Here is a 21155-nt window from a genome sequence, read left to right as displayed (position 1 = left end):
AGTCGAAGTAGCCGAGGTAGTCGAAGTGTCAAAAGTCAAAAGTCAAAAATTGCTTGTGTTCTGGGAAAAGGTAAAAGATGTATTCAAAAGCTTTTCCTTTTCCCCTTCAGCTGTTTCACGTTAATTTTGATAGAAATGGTTATTAAGACAGGGCATTTATTTTGAAACTGTGGAAAGCTTTGCAACCATCTGAGTACGAGATGAAACCTCAAGCTTGCGAAACATCCTTTTTAAGGCTTGCTTAACAGAGTTTTCAGTAATCCAAAGTTCAGTACTAATTTCTGCATTGGTTTGTCCTTGAGCTACCAAAGAAGCAATTTGCATTTCACGAGGCGTTAAACGCTCTGTATGTAATAGTAATGGGCGTTGCAATCGCGTCATTGTCACCCAAGTTGAAATGTGCAGACAAAGCGCACTCAAATCTGTGAGATTTTGTGAGTCGAATGCGGGCATTCCTTGCTCACGGGTAAAACCTACCACCCCCACTAACTCACCATTGCTGACAATTGGCCCTGCCATGACGTGCCAGTGGTCAGCACGAGGACAAATCAACTGCCATGTCTTAGGTTCTACTATCAAAGCTTCATGAACAGGGGCATGGCGTTCTAGCAAGTAGCGTGCAACTGGATTGTGTTGGGGTGATAATGCAATTTGCAGCGCTTTTTGGAGCTTGCTGTTAACTAGAGGAATTTGAGCAAAGAAAAATAACCCACATCGTGTAGCCGAAAAATACTCACTCATTTCTGCGGGTATGTGCGATCGCAATGTCTGTTCATCTTCAGCTTGAGCAATTGCATGAAATAGAGTTTGTAATGCAATCATGATTAGCAAATTGTACTCTTTCGAGGTCTAGGCGCAGTATAGCAACCAGACCTATCCTAGCTTTTGTTACATCAAGTCTTTTGCTTTGTTTGCTTTTTTTAGATTACTTTACCATGACTGTAAATTCTGGCATTGATGATAGACAGATATCCGGGCGTTGGATTCAAATCAGTTTTTTTATCCCAGCAATATTTTTCAATCTCTGTTTAGCAATCCAAGTATTCAGTGTTGGACTAGCTTACTTTTACAACTCTGATTGGTGGAACCTACATATTTGGCTCGTGCGAGGATATAGCGGACTCTCACTAATTTTGTTGGTATGGGTGTTTTTGATGCCGTTACCTCGAAGAATCCAAAGCCTTACAGCAAGTCTCCCAGTCCTGCTTGGATTGCAATTTCTCACAATTCATTTGAAGACTTCTTTTCCTTTAGCAGTCTTCCATCCACTCATCGGCTTTTCCTTATTCTCTATTTCTACAACTTTAGTTCATCGGACATTACACATTGTATTTCCCAACCACAACCAAGACTAAATCCGAAGACTAAACACAATTTTCAATTCCCTTAACGCTATTACAGGAGAAATACAAGTGTCTCAATACGCTCATCCATCTGTTCTCATTGATACCCGGTGGCTTGCAAATCATCTCAACGATCCAAACGTCCGCATTATCGAAGTGGATATCAGTCCAGAGCCGTACAAAAATGCTCACATACCTGGTGCTATTTTCTGGAACATTTTTACAGACTTACTATTGCCCGATTTGAAGATGAATTGGGATGCAGGAGCTTTTGAGAGGCTGATGACACGCTCAGGCATTACCAATGATACAACAGTGATTGCCTATGGTAGTTATCCTGGAATAGGAGCCTGGATTTTTTGGTTATTAAAAGTCTTTAGGCATGAAAATGTACGAGTTCTTAATGGCGGTTACCAGAAATGGAAATCAGATGGTTGTCCACTGGCAATTGAGTTATCCACATTTTCTACCACTGATTACCGTGCCAAAGCTACTGATGCTCATCTGCGAGTATTACATAATGAAGTTCAGGCATCAATTGGTCGAAGCGATGTCTACGACAAACCACGCCTACCCGTGTTGTTGGATGTCCGAACACTTCAAGAATACTCTGGTGAGTGGTTTTTCGATCAGCCACCAAAAGAAGGTCAACTTACTGGCCATATTCCAGGTGCAGTCCATGTTGAGCATATTTTAACTCTTAACGAGGATGGAACTTTTAAATCATTCAATGAATTGAAAAATCTTTATACAAGTAAGGGCATTACGGCTGATAAGAAAGTGTTTCCCTACTGTGCGATCGGTGCGCGTTCTGGATATACCTGGTTTGTCTTAAAGTATTTATTAGGCTATCCGAATGTTCGGAATTACGATGGCTCTTGGAATGAGTGGAGCCGACTGCCTGATGCAGCAATTGAGACGTAGTGAGAATTATTTGGGAATATACTTGCTTTTCTCATACCTTCGCCAAAGAAAGAGTATGAAAAAACAGGGAGCTTTTAAGTTGTCGTTGTTGTCTTCCACAACGACAACTTAAAATCTCCAAAACCCTGCAAATTAAATTTGGCAATACCCTGCAATGCCAATGCATTGGCTTACATTGTGAATGCATCGGCTTGCATTGTGAATGCGTCGGCTTGCATTGTGAATGCATCGGCTTACATTGTTAATGCGTCAGCTTGCATTGTTAATGCATCGGTTTACATTGTGAATGCATCAGCTTGCATTAAAAACGCTACGCTTCAATACAAAACTGTACGTACTTAGCTATTACTAGAGTTTATCCTGTTTATCCCCTAGTCCTCTAGGAACCGTTTGGAAATGTCATTACTCTTGCTGCCAATATTCCCAATAACCGCACCTTTACGGACGGACACCACTACCGCCATCAAGATTAAAATCTCTTAACATCTCGTTACACTGAAGACATCGAGAAGGATGAAAGCAAACTTCTCGAAGCTGAAATCAAAGGTGAACGATATGAATGGCACAATTCGCGTTGGTAATCTCTTCGGAATTCCCTTCTATATCCATCCGTCATGGTTTTTAGTTCTGGGTCTGGTAACTTGGAGCTATAGCAGTGGGCTGGCGGCACAATTTCCCCAATTGTCTGCAGGATTAGCTTTGCTACTGGGATTGATGACAGCGCTGATGTTGTTTGCCTCTGTCGTCGCGCATGAATTAGGTCATAGTTTTGTTGCGATTCGTCAGGGAATCGATGTCAAATCTATTACGCTGTTTATATTTGGCGGTTTAGCTAGCTTAGAAAAAGAGTCGAAAACTCCAGGTGAAGCTTTCTGGGTAGCGATCGCCGGTCCCTTAGTTAGCTTACTACTATGCGGTATTGTTACAGCTATTGGTGTTACTACTACTGCATCAGGACCGTTGGCTGCAATTCTAGGTGTTTTAGCTTCTGTTAACTTGGCATTAGCTTTATTTAACCTGATTCCTGGCTTGCCTTTAGATGGCGGAAATATACTGAAAGCCCTCGTTTGGAAAATTACAGGTAATCCTTATAAAGGTGTGACTTTTGCTAGTCGAGTTGGGCAAATCTTTGGTTGGGTAGCAATTCTTTCAGGTCTACTTCCTTTAGTATTATTTGGCAGCGCTGGTAACTTCTGGAACTTATTAATTGGCTTTTTCTTGTTGCAAAATGCTGGTAATGCGGCTCAATTCGCCAGAGTGCAAGAAAAACTCACAGGTTTGACAGCCGAAGATGCTGTAACCCATGATAGCCCGATTGTATCTGCTAATCTTAGCTTAAGAGAGTTTGCCGATGAGCGAGTCATAAGTGGACAAAACTGGCATCGGTTCTTAGTGACAGATGATGATGGACAATTAGTAGGTGCGATTGCAATTGATAATTTACGAACTATCCCAACAGTATTGTGGTCAGAAACTCAAGTAAAAGAAGTCATGCGACCAATTACCGAATCTACCACAGTTCAATCTGATCAACCTTTGCTGGAAGTTATGCAGGTACTTGAACAACAAAAGCTATCTGTACTTCCTGTGATTCGTAAGAATGGTGTTCTAGTTGGAATCTTAGAAAAAGCTGCAATTATTCAGCTACTTCAAAGCCGAACCCAGCCTAACCCTGCATAATGATTACTAATTTGTAATTCGTAATTAGATAGAATAGGACTTACGCAAAAGTACACCCGTTCTGGGGCAATTCATGAATTTCCCCTATGGGAAATCAAGGTTTTCACTGCCTTTTTGTGTAAGTTCTATAATTATGCGGACATTATATTAGATGGGATTGAGAGCAATAGATAAATTCCAACTTTCTACCTTTTTGACCATCTCTGCGGTGAGAAACCGTTGCCAAGTTAATTCTTTTGTAGTCTCATCCCAATGCCAGCGTAATAAATTAGCGGGTTGACTCTTGACAATTCCTGGTAAACCAATCGCTTTTCTAGGTGCATTAGTAGCTAGTAAAATTGCACTTTCTACGTCACAAATTCCCCACTTCACCAAATTCTGTACTCCCACCAACAAAGGTAAAGTAGTCCCTGACAAAGTGCCATCTGGCAGTCGTGCAGTACCGTTTTTAACTTCAATTTGCCGAGTATCCCAAGGATACACGCCATCGGGTAGCCCCAGAGGTGAAAGGGCATCGCTGACGAGGAACAGCCCTTTTTCTTGATAGCTAGCGCGAAGTAAAATTTGCAGCATTGTAGGTGAAACGTGTTCACCATCAGCAATAAAACCACACATGACATCAGGATGGATAATTGCTGCCCCTAATAACCCTGGTTCGCGGTGATGTAATGCTGGCATGGCGTTAAAAGTATGAGTTACCATCGTTGCACCTTCTTTAAAGGCACGTTGCCCTTGGGCGGCTGTCGCTTGAGAATGTCCTAAACTGACAGTAATTCCCAGAGAACGCAAATATGGAATTACTTCACCAGTTAAATCTAACTCTGGTGCTAAGGTGATAACTTTCACAATATGAGCATAATTACCCAAAACCCGCTTTACCCGATCAATTGTTAGGGGTAACAAATACTCTGCCGGATGTGCGCCGCGCTTTTGGAAATTCAAAAATGGGCCTTCTAGATGTACTCCAAGAATCTTGGCAGCAGCTTTTTGAGTGGGGATAACTTCAGCAATAATAGCAAGCGATCGCTGAATATTTTCTACTGAAGTTGTTACAAGTGTTGGTAAAAATCCATCTACCCCAACATCCCACAAAAATTGTGAGATTTTCTGGAGTATATGAGCATTTTCAGCCGTCAATTCGGGAAATGCCAAACCCAACGCACCGTTAATTTGCAAATCAACGCCGCCTAAAGAAATCCAGTCACCACCAACATCTAGTAGGGAGGTACATCTGTGCATCTCTACCGTACCCATTGGCAAGATTTGCTCAATTATGCCCTCTTTGTTAATCAAGAGCATCTGCAAATCTTTGTAACCAGGCACTTTAGCATTGATAATATCTACAGGATTTTGTTTTGCTTGGGTCATTACACTGACAAGAAGATAGCTAAATCTGATTTTAGATGCAACCAATATCAAACCGCTTTGCAAAGTCATTGGTATATACCAAAAACTCTTTAAGTCAATTCAAATAACGCCAATAAATGAGATGATGATTGGTATTATTTAGTTTCCATAAGCTAGCTCAAATAATTTTGAATTTTGAATACTTCGGCTACGCTCAGTACAAGTTTTGAATTTTGAATTATTATGACTTCCTTAGTTGGTATTATCATGGGCAGCGATTCCGATTTGCCCACCATGAAAGACGCGATCGCAGTTTGTGAAGAATTTGGCGTTGAAAGCGAAGTGGCGATCATTTCTGCTCATCGTACCCCAGAACGCATGGTACAATATGCTCAATTTGCACACCAACGTGGTATTAAAGTGATTATTGCTGGCGCTGGTGGTGCCGCCCATCTGCCGGGAATGGTAGCGTCTTTAACTCCACTTCCTGTTATTGGTGTTCCTGTACTCACCCGTAACTTACAAGGTGTGGATTCTTTGTATTCTATTTTACAAATGCCTGCGGGTATTCCTGTAGCAACAGTGGCGATCGGTAATGCCAAAAATGCCGGACTTTTAGCAGTACAAATCCTTGCAACTCATCAACCACAATTATTGGAAAGAGTGCAAGAATATCGCCAAAGTCTATGTAAATCAGTAATTGCAAAGCAAGCAAAATTAGAAGAATTAGGCTATGAGCAATATTTACAGCAGATGTTTTAATAAAAATTAATAGCAGAGTAGGAGGTGAACAGAAAGTCTTTCCCCCATGCCCAATACTTCGACTCACCTCGGCTTACTTCGACTACGCCCAACTCTACCAGAAGCTGCGCCCTAAGCGTAGCTATGCCGCAGGCTTTACGACTACCAAGAGGACAAGCCCAGTACAAATCGCTCAGTACAAGTGACAAATGACTAATGACTAATGACTAACCAAACTATTCGCATTGTTGTTCATATTATTGCTTTGCCTAACAAAGTAGAAGAACTAAAAGCTGTACTGTTGGAACTCATTGAGCCAACCCGTCAGGAAGCAGGTGTGATTGAGTATAAACTTTTGCAAAACCAAGACGAGCCAACAGACTTTACTTTTATAGAGGAATGGACTTCTGATGAAGCCTTGAATACTCATCTAGATTCACCCCATTTCCAAGCAGTAACAGCCAAATTTGAAGGTTTAATAACTGCTACACCAGATATCCGCTACTACCATCTTTTGGCATAGTGTGATATTGCTAACTTGAAGCAGATTCTTTATTGTTGGGGATCATTTTGGAATATCTCAGCCTTAAATTCTAAGATTGAAGCGATCGCTCCAGAATCAATACAGCATTCTGAAGTATCTTTATGCTGAGGCCTTAGTCAAAAATTGAGAGCTGCAACATCCATGTGTCAACTGCTCGGAATGAATTGCAATGTTCCAACGGATATTTGCTTTTCTTTTGAAGGGTTTTCTGCACGGGGAGGAAAAACGGATGATCATAGCGATGGTTGGGGCATTGCTTTCTTTGAAGGAAAGGGATGTCGAATGTTTTTAGATGCCCAGCCTTCTGTTGCTTCTCCGGTAGCGGAGTTTGTGCGGAGTTATCCTATCCACTCAACCCATGTCATTGCCCATATCCGTAAAGCTACTCAGGGTGAAGTTGCCTTACACAACTGTCATCCTTTCCGCAGAGAATTGTGGGGTCAATATTGGGTGTTTGCCCATAACGGTAATTTGCCAAATTTTGAACCAGAAAATTTGGGCTTTTATCAAGCCGTAGGTGACACCGATAGCGAAAAAGCATTCTGTATGATGCTAGAAACATTGCGATCGCGCTTTCCTGGGGGTAAGCCTGAGATAAAGGAACTGTACCCTGTACTGCAAGAAATTACTGCTATAATTGCTAGATTGGGTATATTTAATTACTTATTATCAGATGGACTCCACTTGTTTGCTTATTGCTCAACTAAACTCAGCTACATTGTTCGCCAAGCGCCCTTTGCAGCTGCCCATTTAATTGACCAAGACATGACTGTAGATTTTCGGGAGGTGACTACTGAACGCGATCGCGTCGCTGTCATTGCCACCACACCCCTGACTGACAATGAAGTTTGGACACAAATCCAACCGGGAGAGTTATTAGTTTTTCAGGACGGGCTGCCCCTGAAATATTCTTTAAATTAAGAATCTGATGTTGTGGGTGAATTTAAAAATTAACCAGATATTTTCCCATTTAGATATTTTCTAGATGGGTTTTTCTTTCTAATAAGTGTCATAAATGTCCCAATCTACCTGGCAACTGCTATATCCCTCTTCTGTCACTTTCCGGGAGAGTGACCGCTATAAGCCTGATGAGGCAATCAATACAATATACTATTAGAAAAAATTGGTCTTAGGGTGTTGTAGCAGCAAATCGTTAGGGGAGGAAAGGCGATCGCGCAACAATGCAGGAATTGGTTTAGACCTCTTGCATAAATGCTTAAATTCTCATGTTTCGCAAAGCAAAACATCTGTTATATTCTTCTTTCCACTGCGTTCTGCTCAAAATGACATTCCTGATTTTTGGATTTTTGTAATAGGCCTAGGAAAAAGGTTGTGGTCAGCAGAATAATTGCTTACCCCGAATCTTTGAGGAGATAGGAAAACTTTTCCTGATTCGGAAATTCTGAGGAGGAGAATTCTTCTTTAAAGAGCAAGACTTTCAGGGATTAAAACTTCATAACACTCAATTTCGGAGAATTATATTATTATGTCCAGACTAATTGTTTTTTCCCCCCCATTCATAGGCACTTCGGGTTCCGATCTTTTGGTGGGCAAAGAGGATAATGTATTACCCGTAGCACTTGGAGCTCAGGTAGCAATTGGAATTCAGGTTCTAAAAAACGGACTCATTGATACTCAAGCAGGTAACGACACTATCGAGGGTAGTAGTATCGGAGGAAACTCCTCTGGCGAGATTCTGGACACAGGCATTGTTAACAGTGGCATCATCAATGCAGGAACGGGAGACGATACTATTTTTGGCACAGGCACTGGTGCACAGGAACCACGCGAGGAGGAATCTGGCATAGGTATCTCTAACACTCAGGGTGGCTACATTAATGGAGGAGACGGAAATGATTTGATCAAGGGAACCGAAACGGGAGGCGAAAATAATTTCATTATCCTTAATACGGGCATCAATAATACTCAGCATAGCCGCATTGATGGAGGATTTGGGGACGACTCTATCGAGGGAACTGGAATTGGAGAAGGGAACATATTTGACGATAACTCTAGTTTTACAGGAATCTCCAACACTGAGGGCAGCGATATTAATGGAGGAGACGGAAATGATTCCATCAAGGGAACTGCTGACGCTGTAGGATTTATATCATCTGGTACAGGTATCCTCAACAGTGGTAGCAGCGTGATTAGTGGAGGCTTTGGAAACGATTCTATTATTGGTATCGGCAAGGGCGGTGGAGCGGCACTAGATCCCTATCGTGGTGATTTCCCTGCGGGGGAAGGTATAGGCATCTCCAACAGCTTGGGTAGCTTAATTTGTACAGGGCAGGGAAACGACTTGATTTCTGGCACGGGTACAGGCGGTGCAGAGGACGACGCGGGCAGCTTTGGAATGCTTGGGCCTGGTGTAGGTATAGGTATTGTTAACAGTGGCATCATCAGTTTAGGCACTGGCAACGATACTATAATTGGTACTGGCATTAGTCTAGGCATAGGTATTGTTAATACTAATGGCATTATCTATGGAGGGGCTGGAGATGATACCCTTGCTGGCTACGGTATCAGCATTGGCATCCAAGGCGGCACTATTGATGGCGGAAGCGGTAACGATTACTTCAAAGCCCGTCGAATAGATGCTAACGGTAATCCCATTTCAAACCAAGGGGGCGATATTGCCGATGTCTTAATTAAAGGTGGATGTGGAGACGACACATTTGATGTAGGTTACGGTAATGCAACGATCAATGGTGGTTCGGGATGGGACAAGCTAATTCTGCCTGACTTAAAAAGTGATTACATTATTACAGGCAACTCTAACAATTACACCGTTAAGCGCGATCAGTTTACATTGAATGTCTTGAATGTTGAGCAAATCGACTTTCTCGGCGTTACTCCACAGCACAGTGTGCTTGGGATTCTGAATTAGGGATTTTCAGCAAATAAATTACTACACAGTATTCCATCACCACGGGCTGCTGCGTGTAGCTGCCTTGTCTGCGCTCAATTAAATTTCGCCAACTCAATGACTCTAGTGCTTCGAGCAATTTGGCTTGCGGCACGGTCGGTACCATATTCTTCAGTCAACAAGGTAATTGCACTAATGTCTGGGCAGCAACACGCTAATTATTTATGGCAAGTGAAATCTTGGCAAGCCGATTTTGTCACTATCTAAATTTTCAAATACAATTGCAAAACGTGATCGCGTGCCGTTTGTTTGTGTAAGTCCTGTACTTAAAACGCTGTTCATAAAAGGTGCGCTTATGAACAGCTGTTCAATACAAATTTAGATCAGAAAGGCTACGTTAGCGTTGCCCACTTTGTATTTTGTCGAAGATTGCGCCGTCATCAAAAAACTTCTTCTGAATAGTATCCCAGCCTCCTAAACTCTGAACGTTATAAAGCTTAGAAATCTTAGGAAATTTATTCTGTACTTCCTTTGTTACAGCAGAGTTAACAGGCCGAAAACCAACTTTGGCAAACTCACGTTGAGCTTGCGGTGTAAACAGAAACTTGACAAAACCTTCCGAAACCTCGCGGGTACGGTGCTTGTCAACATTCTTATCCACAACTGCTACCGGGGCATCTATAGAAATGTTTACCTGGGGAACCACATAAGAAGGTGAAGTTTTTCCTTGTTGTGCTGCTAAGATAATCTCATTTTCGTAGTTAAGCAGAACATCCCCTTGACCTTTTTTGTAAAAGACATCGCTTGATTCCCGCGCATCTTTAGGTAACACCGGGACATTCCGAAAGACTTGGCTAACATAGTTAAAAGCTTGAGCTTCACTTCCACCATTTTTGATGATTGCACCCCACAAAGCTAGGAAATTCCACCGCGCCCCTCCTGAAGTCTTAGGGTTGGCTGTAATCACCTTGACCCCTGGTTTGCTTAAATCACTCCAAGTTTGGATCTTTTTCGGATTACCTTGACGCGTTTCTAGGGCAACTACTGAGTGAGTCACAATTGAGTTATTTGGTGCTTCCTTCTCCCAACCTGGTTGAATCAATCCGGCTTTTTCAATTTTTTTGGTATCCAAAGCCAGCGCCAAAGCTACAATATCTGCTTCTAATCCGTCAATTACTGCACGGGTTTGAGAGCCAGAACCACCATAGCTTTCCCGAATCACTACATTTTGACCTTTTTCGCGTTTCCATTTGGCTACAAATTCAGGAATGATTTTCTGGTAAGCAGCTTTGGTGACTGCGTAGGAAACTAGAGTTATTTCAACTGTCTTACCGCTTTGACTAATCAATTGAGGCTTCTGGTTAACAGAAATAGTTTTATCAGCACTGCCCGCAGCATAAGCAGGAATGAGGACACTTAAGCTCAAGCCAGTTGCTAATAATAACGCAGAGGTTTTAATTGAGGTGAACTTTAATTGCAGAAATACCTGTCTGGCTGGGCGGGAAACTTGTAACTTATTGGCTTGCAGATGTGTCATGGAAGCTGGATGTTGTGTAGTTGCTTAACTAAACAACGGTAAATAGACCGATTTATCGTTGTTTAACTTTAGAAAGAGATTATCAGATTAATTCTCAAAATTCAACTATTTTTTATACACTAGACTGCAACTTGGTGAGGTACAGATAATCGTAGAAGTACAACATGTTCTGCCCCTATCCATGTACTTCATTTACCTGAAATACTGGAGTTTAGACTAAAAAGTTTTATTTCCACACCGAAAACTCGTACTCAAAACATCTAATACCGATTATCTGTAAGCTTGTATAGAGCCAGTTGCTCAAGTCTATTGTCTTACCAAGGTTGATTTTGTACAGCTTTAGAAAGAATTGGTATAAAGTATCTGACTACTGTTTCATTGGAGCATGAGAGCAACGGTAAATAACCCGTTAACTAGCAAGTTGCTTGATACACTAGGTATCGAATTGCGATGCCGAAGGCGGGCTGCGCCTACGCAATTTGATAGTTGAAAATAAAAGCATTTCTAATTCCTCACAAAACTGGTAAAATCACCATGTTCTTGATAAAGAATGTGATGTTTTTTGGTGTTTGCAACTAGATACATGTAATCATCCAGTATGATAAACACTATATAACTGTATTCCCATCAATTATCTGTAGATTTAGTGGAGGAAATAGAATGAGTTTGTGGCAACGCCCACTGAAAAGGTTACAAGCGATATCTTACGACAAGCTGCTAGCCTACGGCAACGCCAAAGGCGAACGCATCTACGCTGGATATAGAACCTATCGGTTCAGACTAAATTCGCTCAAAGGCTTTGTATCACTCTTTTTAGTAGGGACTGTATTGAGTATGGCACTTGCCGCCTGCTCTGGTGGAACTGCAAGTAATTCCTCCTCTGAAACCCCTAGTGCTACTCCTGTAGCTGCAAGCAAAGATAATGTTGAACTAACTCTGGTTTCTTTTGCAGTTACCAAAGCGGTTCACGAAGCAATTATTCCTAAATTTGTCGAACAGTGGAAGAAAGATCATAACCAAACTGTCGTCTTCAAGCAAAGCTATGGCGGTTCTGGTTCCCAAACTCGCGCCGTTATCGATGGTTTGGAAGCAGATGTTGTCCACTTGGCACTAGCTGGAGACACCTCAAAGATTGAGAAGGCTGGATTGATTCAGCCAGGATGGGAGAAAGAAGTTCCCAACAATGGTATTGTCTCTAAATCAGTGGCAGCATTAGTCACACGTCCAGGAAATCCAAAAAACATTAAGACCTGGCAAGATTTATCTAAAGATGGTGTCAAACTAATTACCGCCGATCCTAAAACATCAGGAGTTGCTCGTTGGAATTTCTTAGCTCTTTGGAATTCAGTGATTAAAACTGGTGGAGATGATGCGAAAGCGACTGAGTTTGTTAGCAAAGTATATAAAAATGTGCCTTTGTTGACTAAAGATGCCCGTGAAGCTACTGATGCATTTTTCAAGCAGGGTCAAGGTGATGCCCTGATTAACTATGAAAATGAGATTATCTTGGCAGAACAAAAGGGTGAAAAGTTGAGTGCTATTATCCCTGATGTCAATATCTCCATCGATAATCCCATCGCAGTAGTAGATAAAAATGTTGATAAGCACGGGACGCGTGAAGTTGCCGAAGGCTTTGTCAAATATCTATATACTCCAGAGGCTCAACAAGAGTTTGCAAGATTGGGATTCCGACCAGTGGATAATACTTTGACCTTAAGTAAAGAAGTTGCAGACAAATTTCCCAAGGTAAAAACTTTAGGTACAGTTGCAGACTTCGGAGGTTGGGATGGAATCAATAAGAAGTTCTTCGCTGATGGAGCAATTTTTGACCAGATTCAAGCCAAGAAAAAGTAATTCGTAATGGGCTACGCTCTAAGCAAAGCTATGCCGCAGGCTTTACGTAATTCGTAATTCGTAATTTCAGAACAGAATAAATAAGTTGAAAAACAGCTAAATTGCGTAATTCAGGGTAAATCAAACTCTTGTGATTTCGGTATCTTGCCCGTCATAATGATGCAAGTTAAATGTAGAACAGCTTAATTTGTGCAGTAATAATTACGAATTACGAATACTGATAAAAAACTTTTTTTTAATTTGGAATACTTCGACAAGCTCAGTACAAGTTTGGAATTCGGAGCGAAGCGACGTGACGACTATATATCCTTCTGTGGAAGTTGAACGCAAAACACCGTTTTGGAATAAATTGGGGCGGGTTCCTTGGACTTGGCGAATCACCATCGCATACCTGACGGTGATGTTGTTTATCCCGATAGCTGCCATGTTCCTGAAAGCAAGTACGGAACCTCCGGCGAGATTTTGGGCGATCGCAACCAGTGAGATCGCATTAGCTACTTACAATGTCACTTTTGTGACTGCAATATTTGCTGCTTTACTTAATGGTATTTTTGGTACTCTGATTGCTTGGGTTCTGGTTCGCTACGACTTTCCCTTAAAACGCTTGATTGACGCCACAGTAGATTTACCATTTGCACTACCAACTTCGGTAGCTGGGTTAACACTGGCAACAGTTTACAGCGATAATGGCTGGATAGGTTCGCTACTAGCACCACTAGGAATTAAGGTATCTTTTACCCGCACAGGAGTAGCGGTGGCAATGATATTTATCTCACTACCTTTTGTCGTGAGAACTGTGCAACCCGTGCTTCAGGAAATGGAACGTGAAATTGAAGAAGCCTCCTGGTGTCTGGGTGCTTCTCAATGGCAGACCTTTTGGAAAGTGATTTTGCCACCTTTATTTCCGACGATTTTGACTGGTGTTGCCTTGGGTTTCTCTCGTGCAGTTGGAGAGTATGGTTCGACTGTAATCATCTCTTCCAATACGCCTTATCAAGATTTAATCGCACCTGTACTGATTTTCCAGCGATTAGAGCAATATGACTATTCTGGTGCAACAGTAATTGGCATAGTTTTACTATCAATTTCGTTGGTATTGCTATTGGCAATTAATTTCTTACAAGCATGGGCAAGGCGATATGACAGTAGATAAGCCAAGTTTTCACTCATCTGCATCGGATACACATACAGCCAAGCCTAAAGAGCAAAAAAGTTGGGTGCCAATACTTTTAATTGGGATAGCCATCGCCTATTTAGCCTTAGTTCAATACATCCCGGCAATTAACGTTTTTGTCCAAGCTTTTAGCAAAGGAGTTGGACCGTTTCTATCCAACCTGACGCGACCAGCTTTTCTCCATGCAGCTTGGCTAACGCTTTTGCTGGCTGTGATTTCTCTACCTTTAAATACAGTATTTGGTTTATGTGCAGCTTGGGCGATCGCTCGTCATAAATTTCCCGGACGCGCTGTAGTTTTGAGCATTATTGACTTGCCCTTTTCCATCTCGCCCGTAGTCGCAGGATTGATGATTGTCCTACTTTACGGACGCAATGGGTGGTTTGGCCCTTGGCTTTTGGCTCATGATATCAAAATAATCTTTGCTTTTCCAGGTATGGTGCTGGCTACAGCCTTTGTAAGTATGCCCTTTGTGGCGCGAGAAGTAATTCCTGTTTTAGAAGAATTTGGTAAGGATCAAGAAGAAGCTGCTAGAACTCTAGGTGCGAAAGATTGGCAAATATTTTGGCGTGTCACCTTGCCTAGTATCCGTTGGGGTTTACTCTACGGTTTAATTTTGACCAATGCCAGAGCAATGGGTGAATTCGGCGCAGTTTCGGTAGTATCTGGCAACATTGCTGACCAAACCCAGAGCCTACCACTGTTTGTAGAAGATGCTTACAAACAATATGAAACCGAAGCTGCTTTCTCTGCGGCTGTACTGTTAGCTTTACTAGCAGTAGTAACCCTAGTACTCAAGGAGCTTTTAGAACGGAAAACCCGCATTAAAGATGTTGAATAGAAAAATCAAGTGATTATAGTTATCCTTTGAATAGGATACAAGCAAATTATGGGATATGGTACGATCTACTTAGTACCTATCAGGAAATTACCCTTAGGGTTAAGAGTAGTTCTGTACCAATCCCTATCAGGGATTGAAATAATTCAGATATGGCTACTGACAATACACTTACCAACAAACGGATTCGACTAAGAATTCCCAAAGATTATCACCAGGAACCTGTAATTTCTCGCCTGGTATCTGACTGTGGACTAACTGTGAATATCACGGCAGCAATTTTGGGAGCAAATGCTGTCGGTGATGGTTGGTTTGACCTTGAATTACAAGGAACAGATGCACAAATTCAGAATGGGTTAACCTATCTTCATGACTTGGAATTAGAAGTCTGGGATGACACTAAAGCTAGTGACTGGTAAAATCGAACGCAGGTGAAATTAAATTACTTTGACCTTACTAACGCTATTTTATGACTCTCACAAGATAAAAATCAGAAACCAATGTTTCTGATTAGTTTTTATAAATCTAAGCGTAGATTGGGTTGAGGAACGTAGCAAGATCCCCGCAGGGTAATCCAACACCAAGAATCCTTTATTTTGTTGGGTTTCAGTTTGTTCAACCCAACCTATGAATATTTTATTTTTTCATAGTAATAAAAGAAAGTATTTAGCGATCGCTCTCTAAAGAAAAACTTTTTGGTTTACTGATATATGCAATCACCTAAATCCGCAATATCCCAAACAGCGAACTGACAAGTCAGCGCGATCGCTAATCACAAAATCTCAATGCGCGATCACTAAAAAGTGACGGTCTAGCATTTTTCCCTAATCAGTTAAGATAATCTTCATAAACAAGAGGCAGGCAAAAAAGGAACAGGGGCATTTGCCCAAGCTTTGAGCTGACAAGCGTTGCGGAATATGGTCACTGAGTTTACAGTGAGCGCAGTCGAACTGCGTAGCCGAAGTGTAGAATCTTTTCTGTTTTATCCCCCTTGCTCCCTGCCTCTTTTTCAATCTCCCTTTTCCTTGGAATTATGAGGTAGGATGAGTTATTGGTACTGATAGATCGCGCTGTCGCTGAGAGTTGGCGAGAGTTAGACTTGTCGGGGCAGGAGTTGACTGAGTTACCTGTAGAAATTGGTAAGCTGAAGCAGCTTGAGTCTTTGATTTTGGGAAAGAGGGTTGAAGGTTATGAATACGTAGGAAACCGCTATCTCGAAAAGGTTTCAGGCAACAATTTAAAAACGCTTCGACTCGAACTATTGGGTTTGCCTAATTTGTGTAAGTTGGATATTAGTGGTAATCCTTTAGAGAGCATTCCCGATGTGGTAACGCAAATACTACATTTAGAGGAACTTATCTTAATTCGAGTAGAGCTAACTGAAATACCTGATGCGATCACTAATACTCCAGATAAACTGAGCATAGTTACGTGCATTTACTCATTGCTTTTTTGCGCTCTTTGTGGGAATCTCCTTTACATAATGAAAAATGCATTAAACCGATAGTGTTAGCGTAGTTTAATAAAAGCCAGAAATATGAAAATCTCTATGAGGCTGACATTCAAGGAAGCACAGTTGAGTTTTAAGGGTACGGCATCAGCAGAAGTCTCTGCCGAACCTAAAAATTATGTAGGCGCAGCCCGCCATCGCTATTGGGAATTAATCTGATGTCTCAGAGTAAATCTGTAGAACCCGCTTCAGTCCACAGCCGTATTCTCGTGCCTCAGAGGTATCACAGGCAACCTGTAATTTCCCGGCTGGTGTCTCGTTATGGTTTAACCGTCAATATCAAAGCTGCATCCCTGACATCTGACAGTGACAGCGATGGCTGGTTTGATTTGGATCTTTCGGGAAATCCTCAAAAGCTGACAAATAGCTTATCTTACTTGCAAGGATTGGGCGTAAATTTGCTGGAATTAGCGCTTGCTACCCAGATTCAACCTAACCAACACTCTTTACCTTTCCCAGATTCAACTAGCAAACTGAGTTCCAAAGACTCTGAATGGCTGACAAATCAATGGCAAGAACAATTCCAGCAATGGATTTCTCTTGGTCAAACCAATCGATTGCGCTTGCAACTGTGCATCTTAAAATCGTATTACGAAGAACCAGTGATTTCTAAGTTAGTTTCTCGTTATGGGATAACAGTCAATATCACCAGTGCTAGACTCCAACCCGATACGGAAGATGACGGCTGGTTTGATTTGGATTTGTGGGGCAGAACAAAGCAACTCTACTCTAGCCTGAGTTATTTAAATAAACTGGGGCTACCAATTTGGCTGGATTTGTCTAGCGTTTATAGCGATGTCTACGACGGGCTACGCCTACGCTAATTCACAAAATAGTCACTACCCAATGGCAGCATTAAATAACCGTCAAACCAAATTATCACTGGTTTCTTCAGCTTACACAAAAAACCAAGTTACCCAGATTCGTCTGCGGATATATATTCCTAAATGCTATCTACAAGCGCCTGTGATTTCGCAATTAATTTCTGCTTACAGCTTAGTAGTTAATATTACTAAAGCTATGTTACAACCAAATACAGATCAAGAAGCATACTTTGACATTGAACTACGAGGAACAGAGGCACAAATCTCTAACGGTCTGGCTTACCTGGAATCCCTGAATTTGAAAATTGTGGGCAAACCGAATGCTGATGGCGATAGCTGGTTTTGCTGAAATAATCTAAATTTCGTAGTACCAAATTTCTTCTTCTCGCAGCACAATTCGATGCAGGGAAAGACGAGCAATCAGCCCTTCTTGCTCAAACTGTCCAAGAATACGAGTGATAGTCACACGAGTTGAACCGAGCATTTCCGCCAGGTCTTCGTGAGTCAGACGCATATCTATTAAACGTCCTTTTTCAACTTCTAAACCAAACTTTTTAGATAACCATGCCAACAGCTTGATTAGCATAGTTTCGACTTTTTTATGGCTACGAATAACCATCAATTCTTGAGCCTGTTGGATATGGGTAAGTAGAGTTTCTGTTATTTGAGTCCATTCCTCTAGAGGTAAGACTGTCGCCTCTACTTTAGTTAGGCATTCCATTTGGTAAGGATCTAATTTTGACAAAGCCTTACCAACGACATCTCCAGGCCCCCACAATCCCAGAGCAACGGTTGTACCATCTTCTAGATAAGTAAAAGTCCTGATAAAACCCGTTTCAATCTTCCAGAGTCCGTTTTGATGCTCTGGTAAAAATGACCTACGGGCAAAAATTTCTTTAGTATTATTACTTGTTGAGCTAGATAAGCTTGTGTACAAAGCCACCATAATCTATAAAACTATTCTCCGATAAATTAACCGTAGTATTATATTTATATCAGGTTCTAAGAGGCTATAAGCATTTTAAAGAGAGGAGTAGAGACGCGATTAATCGCGTCTGTTAGGAATTATTATTTGCCTAATCCCCATACTTCGACTACGCCCAACTCTACCAGAGGCTGCGCCCTAAGCGTAGCTATGCCACAGGCTTTACGGCTTTGCCCAACTCTACCAGAGGCTGTGCCCTAAGCGTAGCTATACCGCAGGCTTTACGACTACCAAGAGGACAAGCTCAGGACAAGCTTAGTACAAGTGCCCAATGCCCCATGCCCAAAATTAAATTCCTGCACCATCAAGGAAATCTTCAATTATCCCATCAGAATTATTGCTCTTAGGGTTGTCAGTTGGTTCGTCGTCAAGCTCAGTTAGGGACAAACTTGATTGTTGCAATTCCTCGAACTGTTTTTCTAATGCCTTGACGCGTTCAAATAAAGCGCGGATGACTTCAGCTTCTACGTCGCGTACTTTATTATGATCTAGAACATTGGTAGGTAAGTTGTTCTGACGAGTCACACGCCCTGGAATTCCCACTACAGTAGTGTTACTGGGGACATCTCGTAGCACCACAGAACCGGCTCCAATACGGACGCGATCGCCAATTTGAATATTTCCTAAAACCTTCGCACCCGATCCCACAACTACATGAGAGCCTAAAGTTGGATGGCGTTTACCGCTTTCTTTCCCCGTCCCGCCAAGGGTGACGCCTTGATAAATTAGGGCATAGTCACCCACGATCGCTGTTTCACCAATCACTACTCCCATCCCGTGGTCAATAAACACTCCTTGACCAATTAATGCCCCAGGATGGATATCAATTCCGGTTAAAAACCGACTAATATGAGAGATAAATCGAGGTATGAAGGGAATTCCTATTTTATGCAGCCAGTGTGCCAATCGATGAAACACTAGGGCATGAAGTCCAGGGTAACAGAACAATACTTCTAGCCAGTTACGGGCTGCTGGGTCACGCTCAAAAATGGTTTGCAAATCAGTTAGTAGCATACTCTGTTAGGATTTTTGTTGGTGGGTGAGGCTCTAAAAACAGAAACTCAGGATAATTCACACAAAAAGATCAAGTGATTAATGGGAATTGTGTAGGATAATAATCTACGGTAAGCCGATAGCGTATAGTGATTTTGTGGGTAGTTAAGTGGGATGCTATCACATTCCACACTTTGAGAAAAATTAATTTCGCATAAACTGCGATAAATCCCCCAATTCACCGTAGTATATTGAGTACAGCCTTGAATAGCCAAAACTACGCTCTCTTGGATCTCTCTTCCAAAGTGGAATACGCGCTGCTGGCACTCTTAGAACTGGCAAGCCACCACGGTAAAAAACTTCCTCTAACCATGAGTGAGATTACTGCCAAGCAACCCATACCTGAGCGCTATTTGGAACAAATTTTGACCAACCTCCGGCGTGCTGGTGTGGTGCATAGTCAACGCGGCTCTAAAGGAGGTTTCGTTTTAGTTCGTGAACCTTGGCAGATTACAATACTTGAAATTGTCACTTTGGTAGAAGGCGAGCACAAAGAGAAAGATACCTCTGAATCTTTGACTCTAGAAAAGACTCTGGTTTATGAAGTTTGGGAGCAAGCTAACGCCGCCTCAATTGAAGTTTTGGGTCGTTATACACTCCAAGACTTGTGCCAGGAAAGAGAAACTCGTGCACAGCAAAGTCCAATGTATTATATTTAGACACGATGGAGTAACCACATGCGGATAGCCAAAGATATCACAGAGTTAATCGGCCGAACTCCTTTAGTTCAATTAAATAAGATTCCCCAAGCTTCAGGAGCGGTTGCTCAGATTGTGATGAAGCTAGAAAGCATGAATCCAGCATCTTCTGTGAAAGATCGGATTGGCGCGAGTATGGTGCAAGTGGCACAAGAAGCAGGCTTAATTCACCCTGGAAAAACCGTTTTAGTAGAGCCGACTTCTGGAAATACAGGAATTGCGCTGGCGATGGTAGCAGCCGCAAAGGGTTACCATCTTATTCTAACGATGCCTGACACAATGAGCCACGAAAGGCGATCCATGCTCAAAGCTTATGGCGCTCAACTAGAGTTAACGCCAGGGGTAGAAGGGATGCGAGGAGCGATCGCTCATGCAGAGCAGATTGTAGCTAAAACGCCCAATGCTTATATGTTACAGCAGTTTCGCAACCCTGCTAACCCAAAAGTTCACGCCGAAACCACAGCCGAAGAAATTTGGAATGACACCGATGGAGAGGTAGATATTCTCGTGGCCGGAGTGGGTACTGGTGGGACGATTACGGGAGTTGCAGAAGTTATTAAAAAACGGAAGCCGAGTTTTCAAGCGATCGCAGTTGAACCAAGCAACAGCCCAGTATTAGCAGGCGGTAACTCAGGGCCTCACAAAATTCAGGGTATTGGTGCGGGATTTGTCCCAGCAATTTACCGTTCAGAACTGGTAGATGAAGTGATTCAGGTAGCGGATGAGGAGGCGATCGCTTACGGCCGTCGTCTCGCAAAAGAAGAAGGATTACTATCGGGGATTTCTACTGGTGCTGCGTTATATGCTGCTATTCAAGTAGCACAACGGCCAGAAAATGCAGGTCGCCTAATCGTCATGATACAGCCCAGCTTCGGGGAACGTTACCTCAGTACTTCACTGTTTAAAGACCCAGAGGAGAATGAGTGGTTGAGCAAAGTTTAATTGTAAGAATTCAGGAGCAAAGCCAAAGAAGCTCCAGTCAGAATTCAGAATTTAGAATAGTTAGAGAATCATAAAAACATTTGATGAATAAATATACTAATTATTCTAGATTCCTTATAAATTCTGACCAAAGCTAACGGAAACGTCTTTGGCTTTGCTCCTGACCAGAAAGAAAAAGGTACAGAGCAAGTAAATTTATGGCGTTGCATAATTAAGGGATGAACTGTCCTAATTGTGCATCTAATCATGTCCGTAAGAACGGGCATCGTCGTGGTAAACAGAATTACATCTG

At 42.1% G+C, this 21155-nt stretch carries 22 protein-coding genes; 17 read left to right on the top strand and 5 right to left on the bottom strand.

All coding sequences use genetic code 11. The features are described from left to right. Positions 1-156: 156 nt before the first annotated feature. Positions 157-822 (bottom strand): helix-turn-helix transcriptional regulator, encoded by a 666-nt coding sequence (locus V7L20_RS19860; RefSeq protein ID WP_334745736.1) that lies wholly within the window; start codon positions 820-822, stop codon positions 157-159. A gap of 113 nt (positions 823-935) precedes the next feature. Between V7L20_RS19860 and V7L20_RS19855 the strand changes: the two genes are divergently transcribed. From V7L20_RS19855 to V7L20_RS19845, 3 genes are all read left to right on the top strand, one after another. Next, positions 936-1355, top strand: coding sequence for a DUF6220 domain-containing protein (locus V7L20_RS19855; RefSeq protein WP_334745735.1), 420 nt, complete (start codon positions 936-938; stop codon positions 1353-1355). 57 nt (positions 1356-1412) lie between these two features. Continuing rightward, on the top strand, positions 1413-2267 hold the full coding sequence (locus tag V7L20_RS19850) for a sulfurtransferase (protein ID WP_334745734.1): 855 nt from the start codon (positions 1413-1415) through the stop codon (positions 2265-2267). A gap of 555 nt (positions 2268-2822) precedes the next feature. Beyond that, a complete protein-coding gene (locus V7L20_RS19845; RefSeq protein ID WP_334745733.1) occupies positions 2823-3947 on the top strand; it encodes a site-2 protease family protein in 1125 nt (374 codons plus the stop codon). Between the two features lie 147 nt (positions 3948-4094). Here V7L20_RS19845 and nagA read toward each other — a convergent pair whose 3' ends face one another. After that, positions 4095-5315, bottom strand: a complete 1221-nt coding sequence (nagA, locus tag V7L20_RS19840) for an N-acetylglucosamine-6-phosphate deacetylase (protein WP_334745748.1) — start codon at positions 5313-5315, stop codon at positions 4095-4097. Between the two features lie 222 nt (positions 5316-5537). Here nagA and purE point away from each other — a divergent pair, with 222 nt between their 5' ends. The 4 genes from purE (at position 5538) to V7L20_RS19820 (ending at position 9469) form a co-directional block, all read left to right on the top strand. Continuing rightward, positions 5538-6056 (top strand): 5-(carboxyamino)imidazole ribonucleotide mutase, encoded by a 519-nt coding sequence (gene purE / locus V7L20_RS19835; protein ID WP_334745732.1) that lies wholly within the window; start codon positions 5538-5540, stop codon positions 6054-6056. A gap of 202 nt (positions 6057-6258) precedes the next feature. Further along, the gene (locus V7L20_RS19830; protein ID WP_334745731.1) at positions 6259-6558 is read left to right on the top strand and encodes a putative quinol monooxygenase; all 300 of its coding nucleotides are present in this window, start codon (positions 6259-6261) and stop codon (positions 6556-6558) included. A 162-nt stretch (positions 6559-6720) separates the two neighbouring features. Next, positions 6721-7500, top strand: a complete 780-nt coding sequence (locus tag V7L20_RS19825; protein WP_334745730.1) for a class II glutamine amidotransferase — start codon at positions 6721-6723, stop codon at positions 7498-7500. Between the two features lie 565 nt (positions 7501-8065). Then, a complete protein-coding gene (locus V7L20_RS19820) occupies positions 8066-9469 on the top strand; it encodes a hypothetical protein (protein WP_334745729.1) in 1404 nt (467 codons plus the stop codon). 376 nt (positions 9470-9845) lie between these two features. Here the strand turns inward: V7L20_RS19820 and V7L20_RS19815 are convergent, their stop codons facing one another. Continuing rightward, on the bottom strand, positions 9846-10985 hold the full coding sequence (locus V7L20_RS19815; protein WP_334745728.1) for a sulfate ABC transporter substrate-binding protein: 1140 nt from the start codon (positions 10983-10985) through the stop codon (positions 9846-9848). Between the two features lie 660 nt (positions 10986-11645). On the opposite strand from V7L20_RS19815, the gene V7L20_RS19810 reads away from it, so the two are divergent. From V7L20_RS19810 to V7L20_RS19780, 7 genes are all read left to right on the top strand, one after another. Next, a complete protein-coding gene (locus V7L20_RS19810) occupies positions 11646-12839 on the top strand; it encodes a sulfate ABC transporter substrate-binding protein (RefSeq protein ID WP_334745727.1) in 1194 nt (397 codons plus the stop codon). A 301-nt stretch (positions 12840-13140) separates the two neighbouring features. Then, complete coding sequence (gene cysT, locus V7L20_RS19805) at positions 13141-13992, top strand: sulfate ABC transporter permease subunit CysT (protein ID WP_334745747.1); 852 nt, start codon at positions 13141-13143, stop codon at positions 13990-13992. Next, a complete protein-coding gene (cysW, locus tag V7L20_RS19800) occupies positions 13979-14854 on the top strand; it encodes a sulfate ABC transporter permease subunit CysW (protein WP_334745726.1) in 876 nt (291 codons plus the stop codon). Before cysT ends, cysW begins: the two co-directional genes overlap by 14 nt. Before the next feature lie 149 nt (positions 14855-15003). Next, on the top strand, positions 15004-15270 hold the full coding sequence (locus V7L20_RS19795) for an NIL domain-containing protein (protein WP_334745725.1): 267 nt from the start codon (positions 15004-15006) through the stop codon (positions 15268-15270). Between the two features lie 632 nt (positions 15271-15902). Further along, the gene (locus tag V7L20_RS19790; protein ID WP_334745724.1) at positions 15903-16358 is read left to right on the top strand and encodes a hypothetical protein; all 456 of its coding nucleotides are present in this window, start codon (positions 15903-15905) and stop codon (positions 16356-16358) included. Between the two features lie 161 nt (positions 16359-16519). Continuing rightward, positions 16520-17185: an NIL domain-containing protein gene (locus tag V7L20_RS19785; RefSeq protein WP_334745723.1), complete on the top strand. Its 666-nt coding sequence runs from the start codon at positions 16520-16522 to the stop codon at positions 17183-17185. After that, the gene (locus V7L20_RS19780) at positions 17157-17534 is read left to right on the top strand and encodes an NIL domain-containing protein (protein ID WP_334745722.1); all 378 of its coding nucleotides are present in this window, start codon (positions 17157-17159) and stop codon (positions 17532-17534) included. Before V7L20_RS19785 ends, V7L20_RS19780 begins: the two co-directional genes overlap by 29 nt. Positions 17535-17540: 6 nt before the next feature. Here V7L20_RS19780 and V7L20_RS19775 read toward each other — a convergent pair whose 3' ends face one another. Beyond that, complete coding sequence (locus V7L20_RS19775) at positions 17541-18131, bottom strand: Crp/Fnr family transcriptional regulator (protein WP_334745721.1); 591 nt, start codon at positions 18129-18131, stop codon at positions 17541-17543. A 327-nt stretch (positions 18132-18458) separates the two neighbouring features. Continuing rightward, positions 18459-19184: a serine O-acetyltransferase gene (gene cysE / locus V7L20_RS19770; RefSeq protein ID WP_334745720.1), complete on the bottom strand. Its 726-nt coding sequence runs from the start codon at positions 19182-19184 to the stop codon at positions 18459-18461. A gap of 215 nt (positions 19185-19399) precedes the next feature. Here cysE and V7L20_RS19765 point away from each other — a divergent pair, with 215 nt between their 5' ends. The 3 genes from V7L20_RS19765 to V7L20_RS32780 all read left to right on the top strand — a co-directional run. Beyond that, entirely contained in the window at positions 19400-19882 is a 483-nt protein-coding gene (locus tag V7L20_RS19765; protein ID WP_334745746.1) for an RrF2 family transcriptional regulator, read from the top strand. A gap of 18 nt (positions 19883-19900) precedes the next feature. Beyond that, complete coding sequence (cysK, locus tag V7L20_RS19760; protein WP_334745719.1) at positions 19901-20863, top strand: cysteine synthase A; 963 nt, start codon at positions 19901-19903, stop codon at positions 20861-20863. A gap of 218 nt (positions 20864-21081) precedes the next feature. Continuing rightward, on the top strand, positions 21082-21155 hold a 74-nt coding region (locus V7L20_RS32780), incomplete at its 3' end, for a transposase-like zinc-binding domain-containing protein (RefSeq protein WP_442943554.1).

This window comes from Nostoc sp. (assembly GCF_036916735.1).
Lineage (GTDB): Bacteria > Cyanobacteriota > Cyanobacteriia > Cyanobacteriales > Nostocaceae > Nostoc.
The sequence above is the reverse complement of the archived record's forward strand: the minus strand, read 5'-3'. Positions and strand labels throughout refer to the sequence as shown.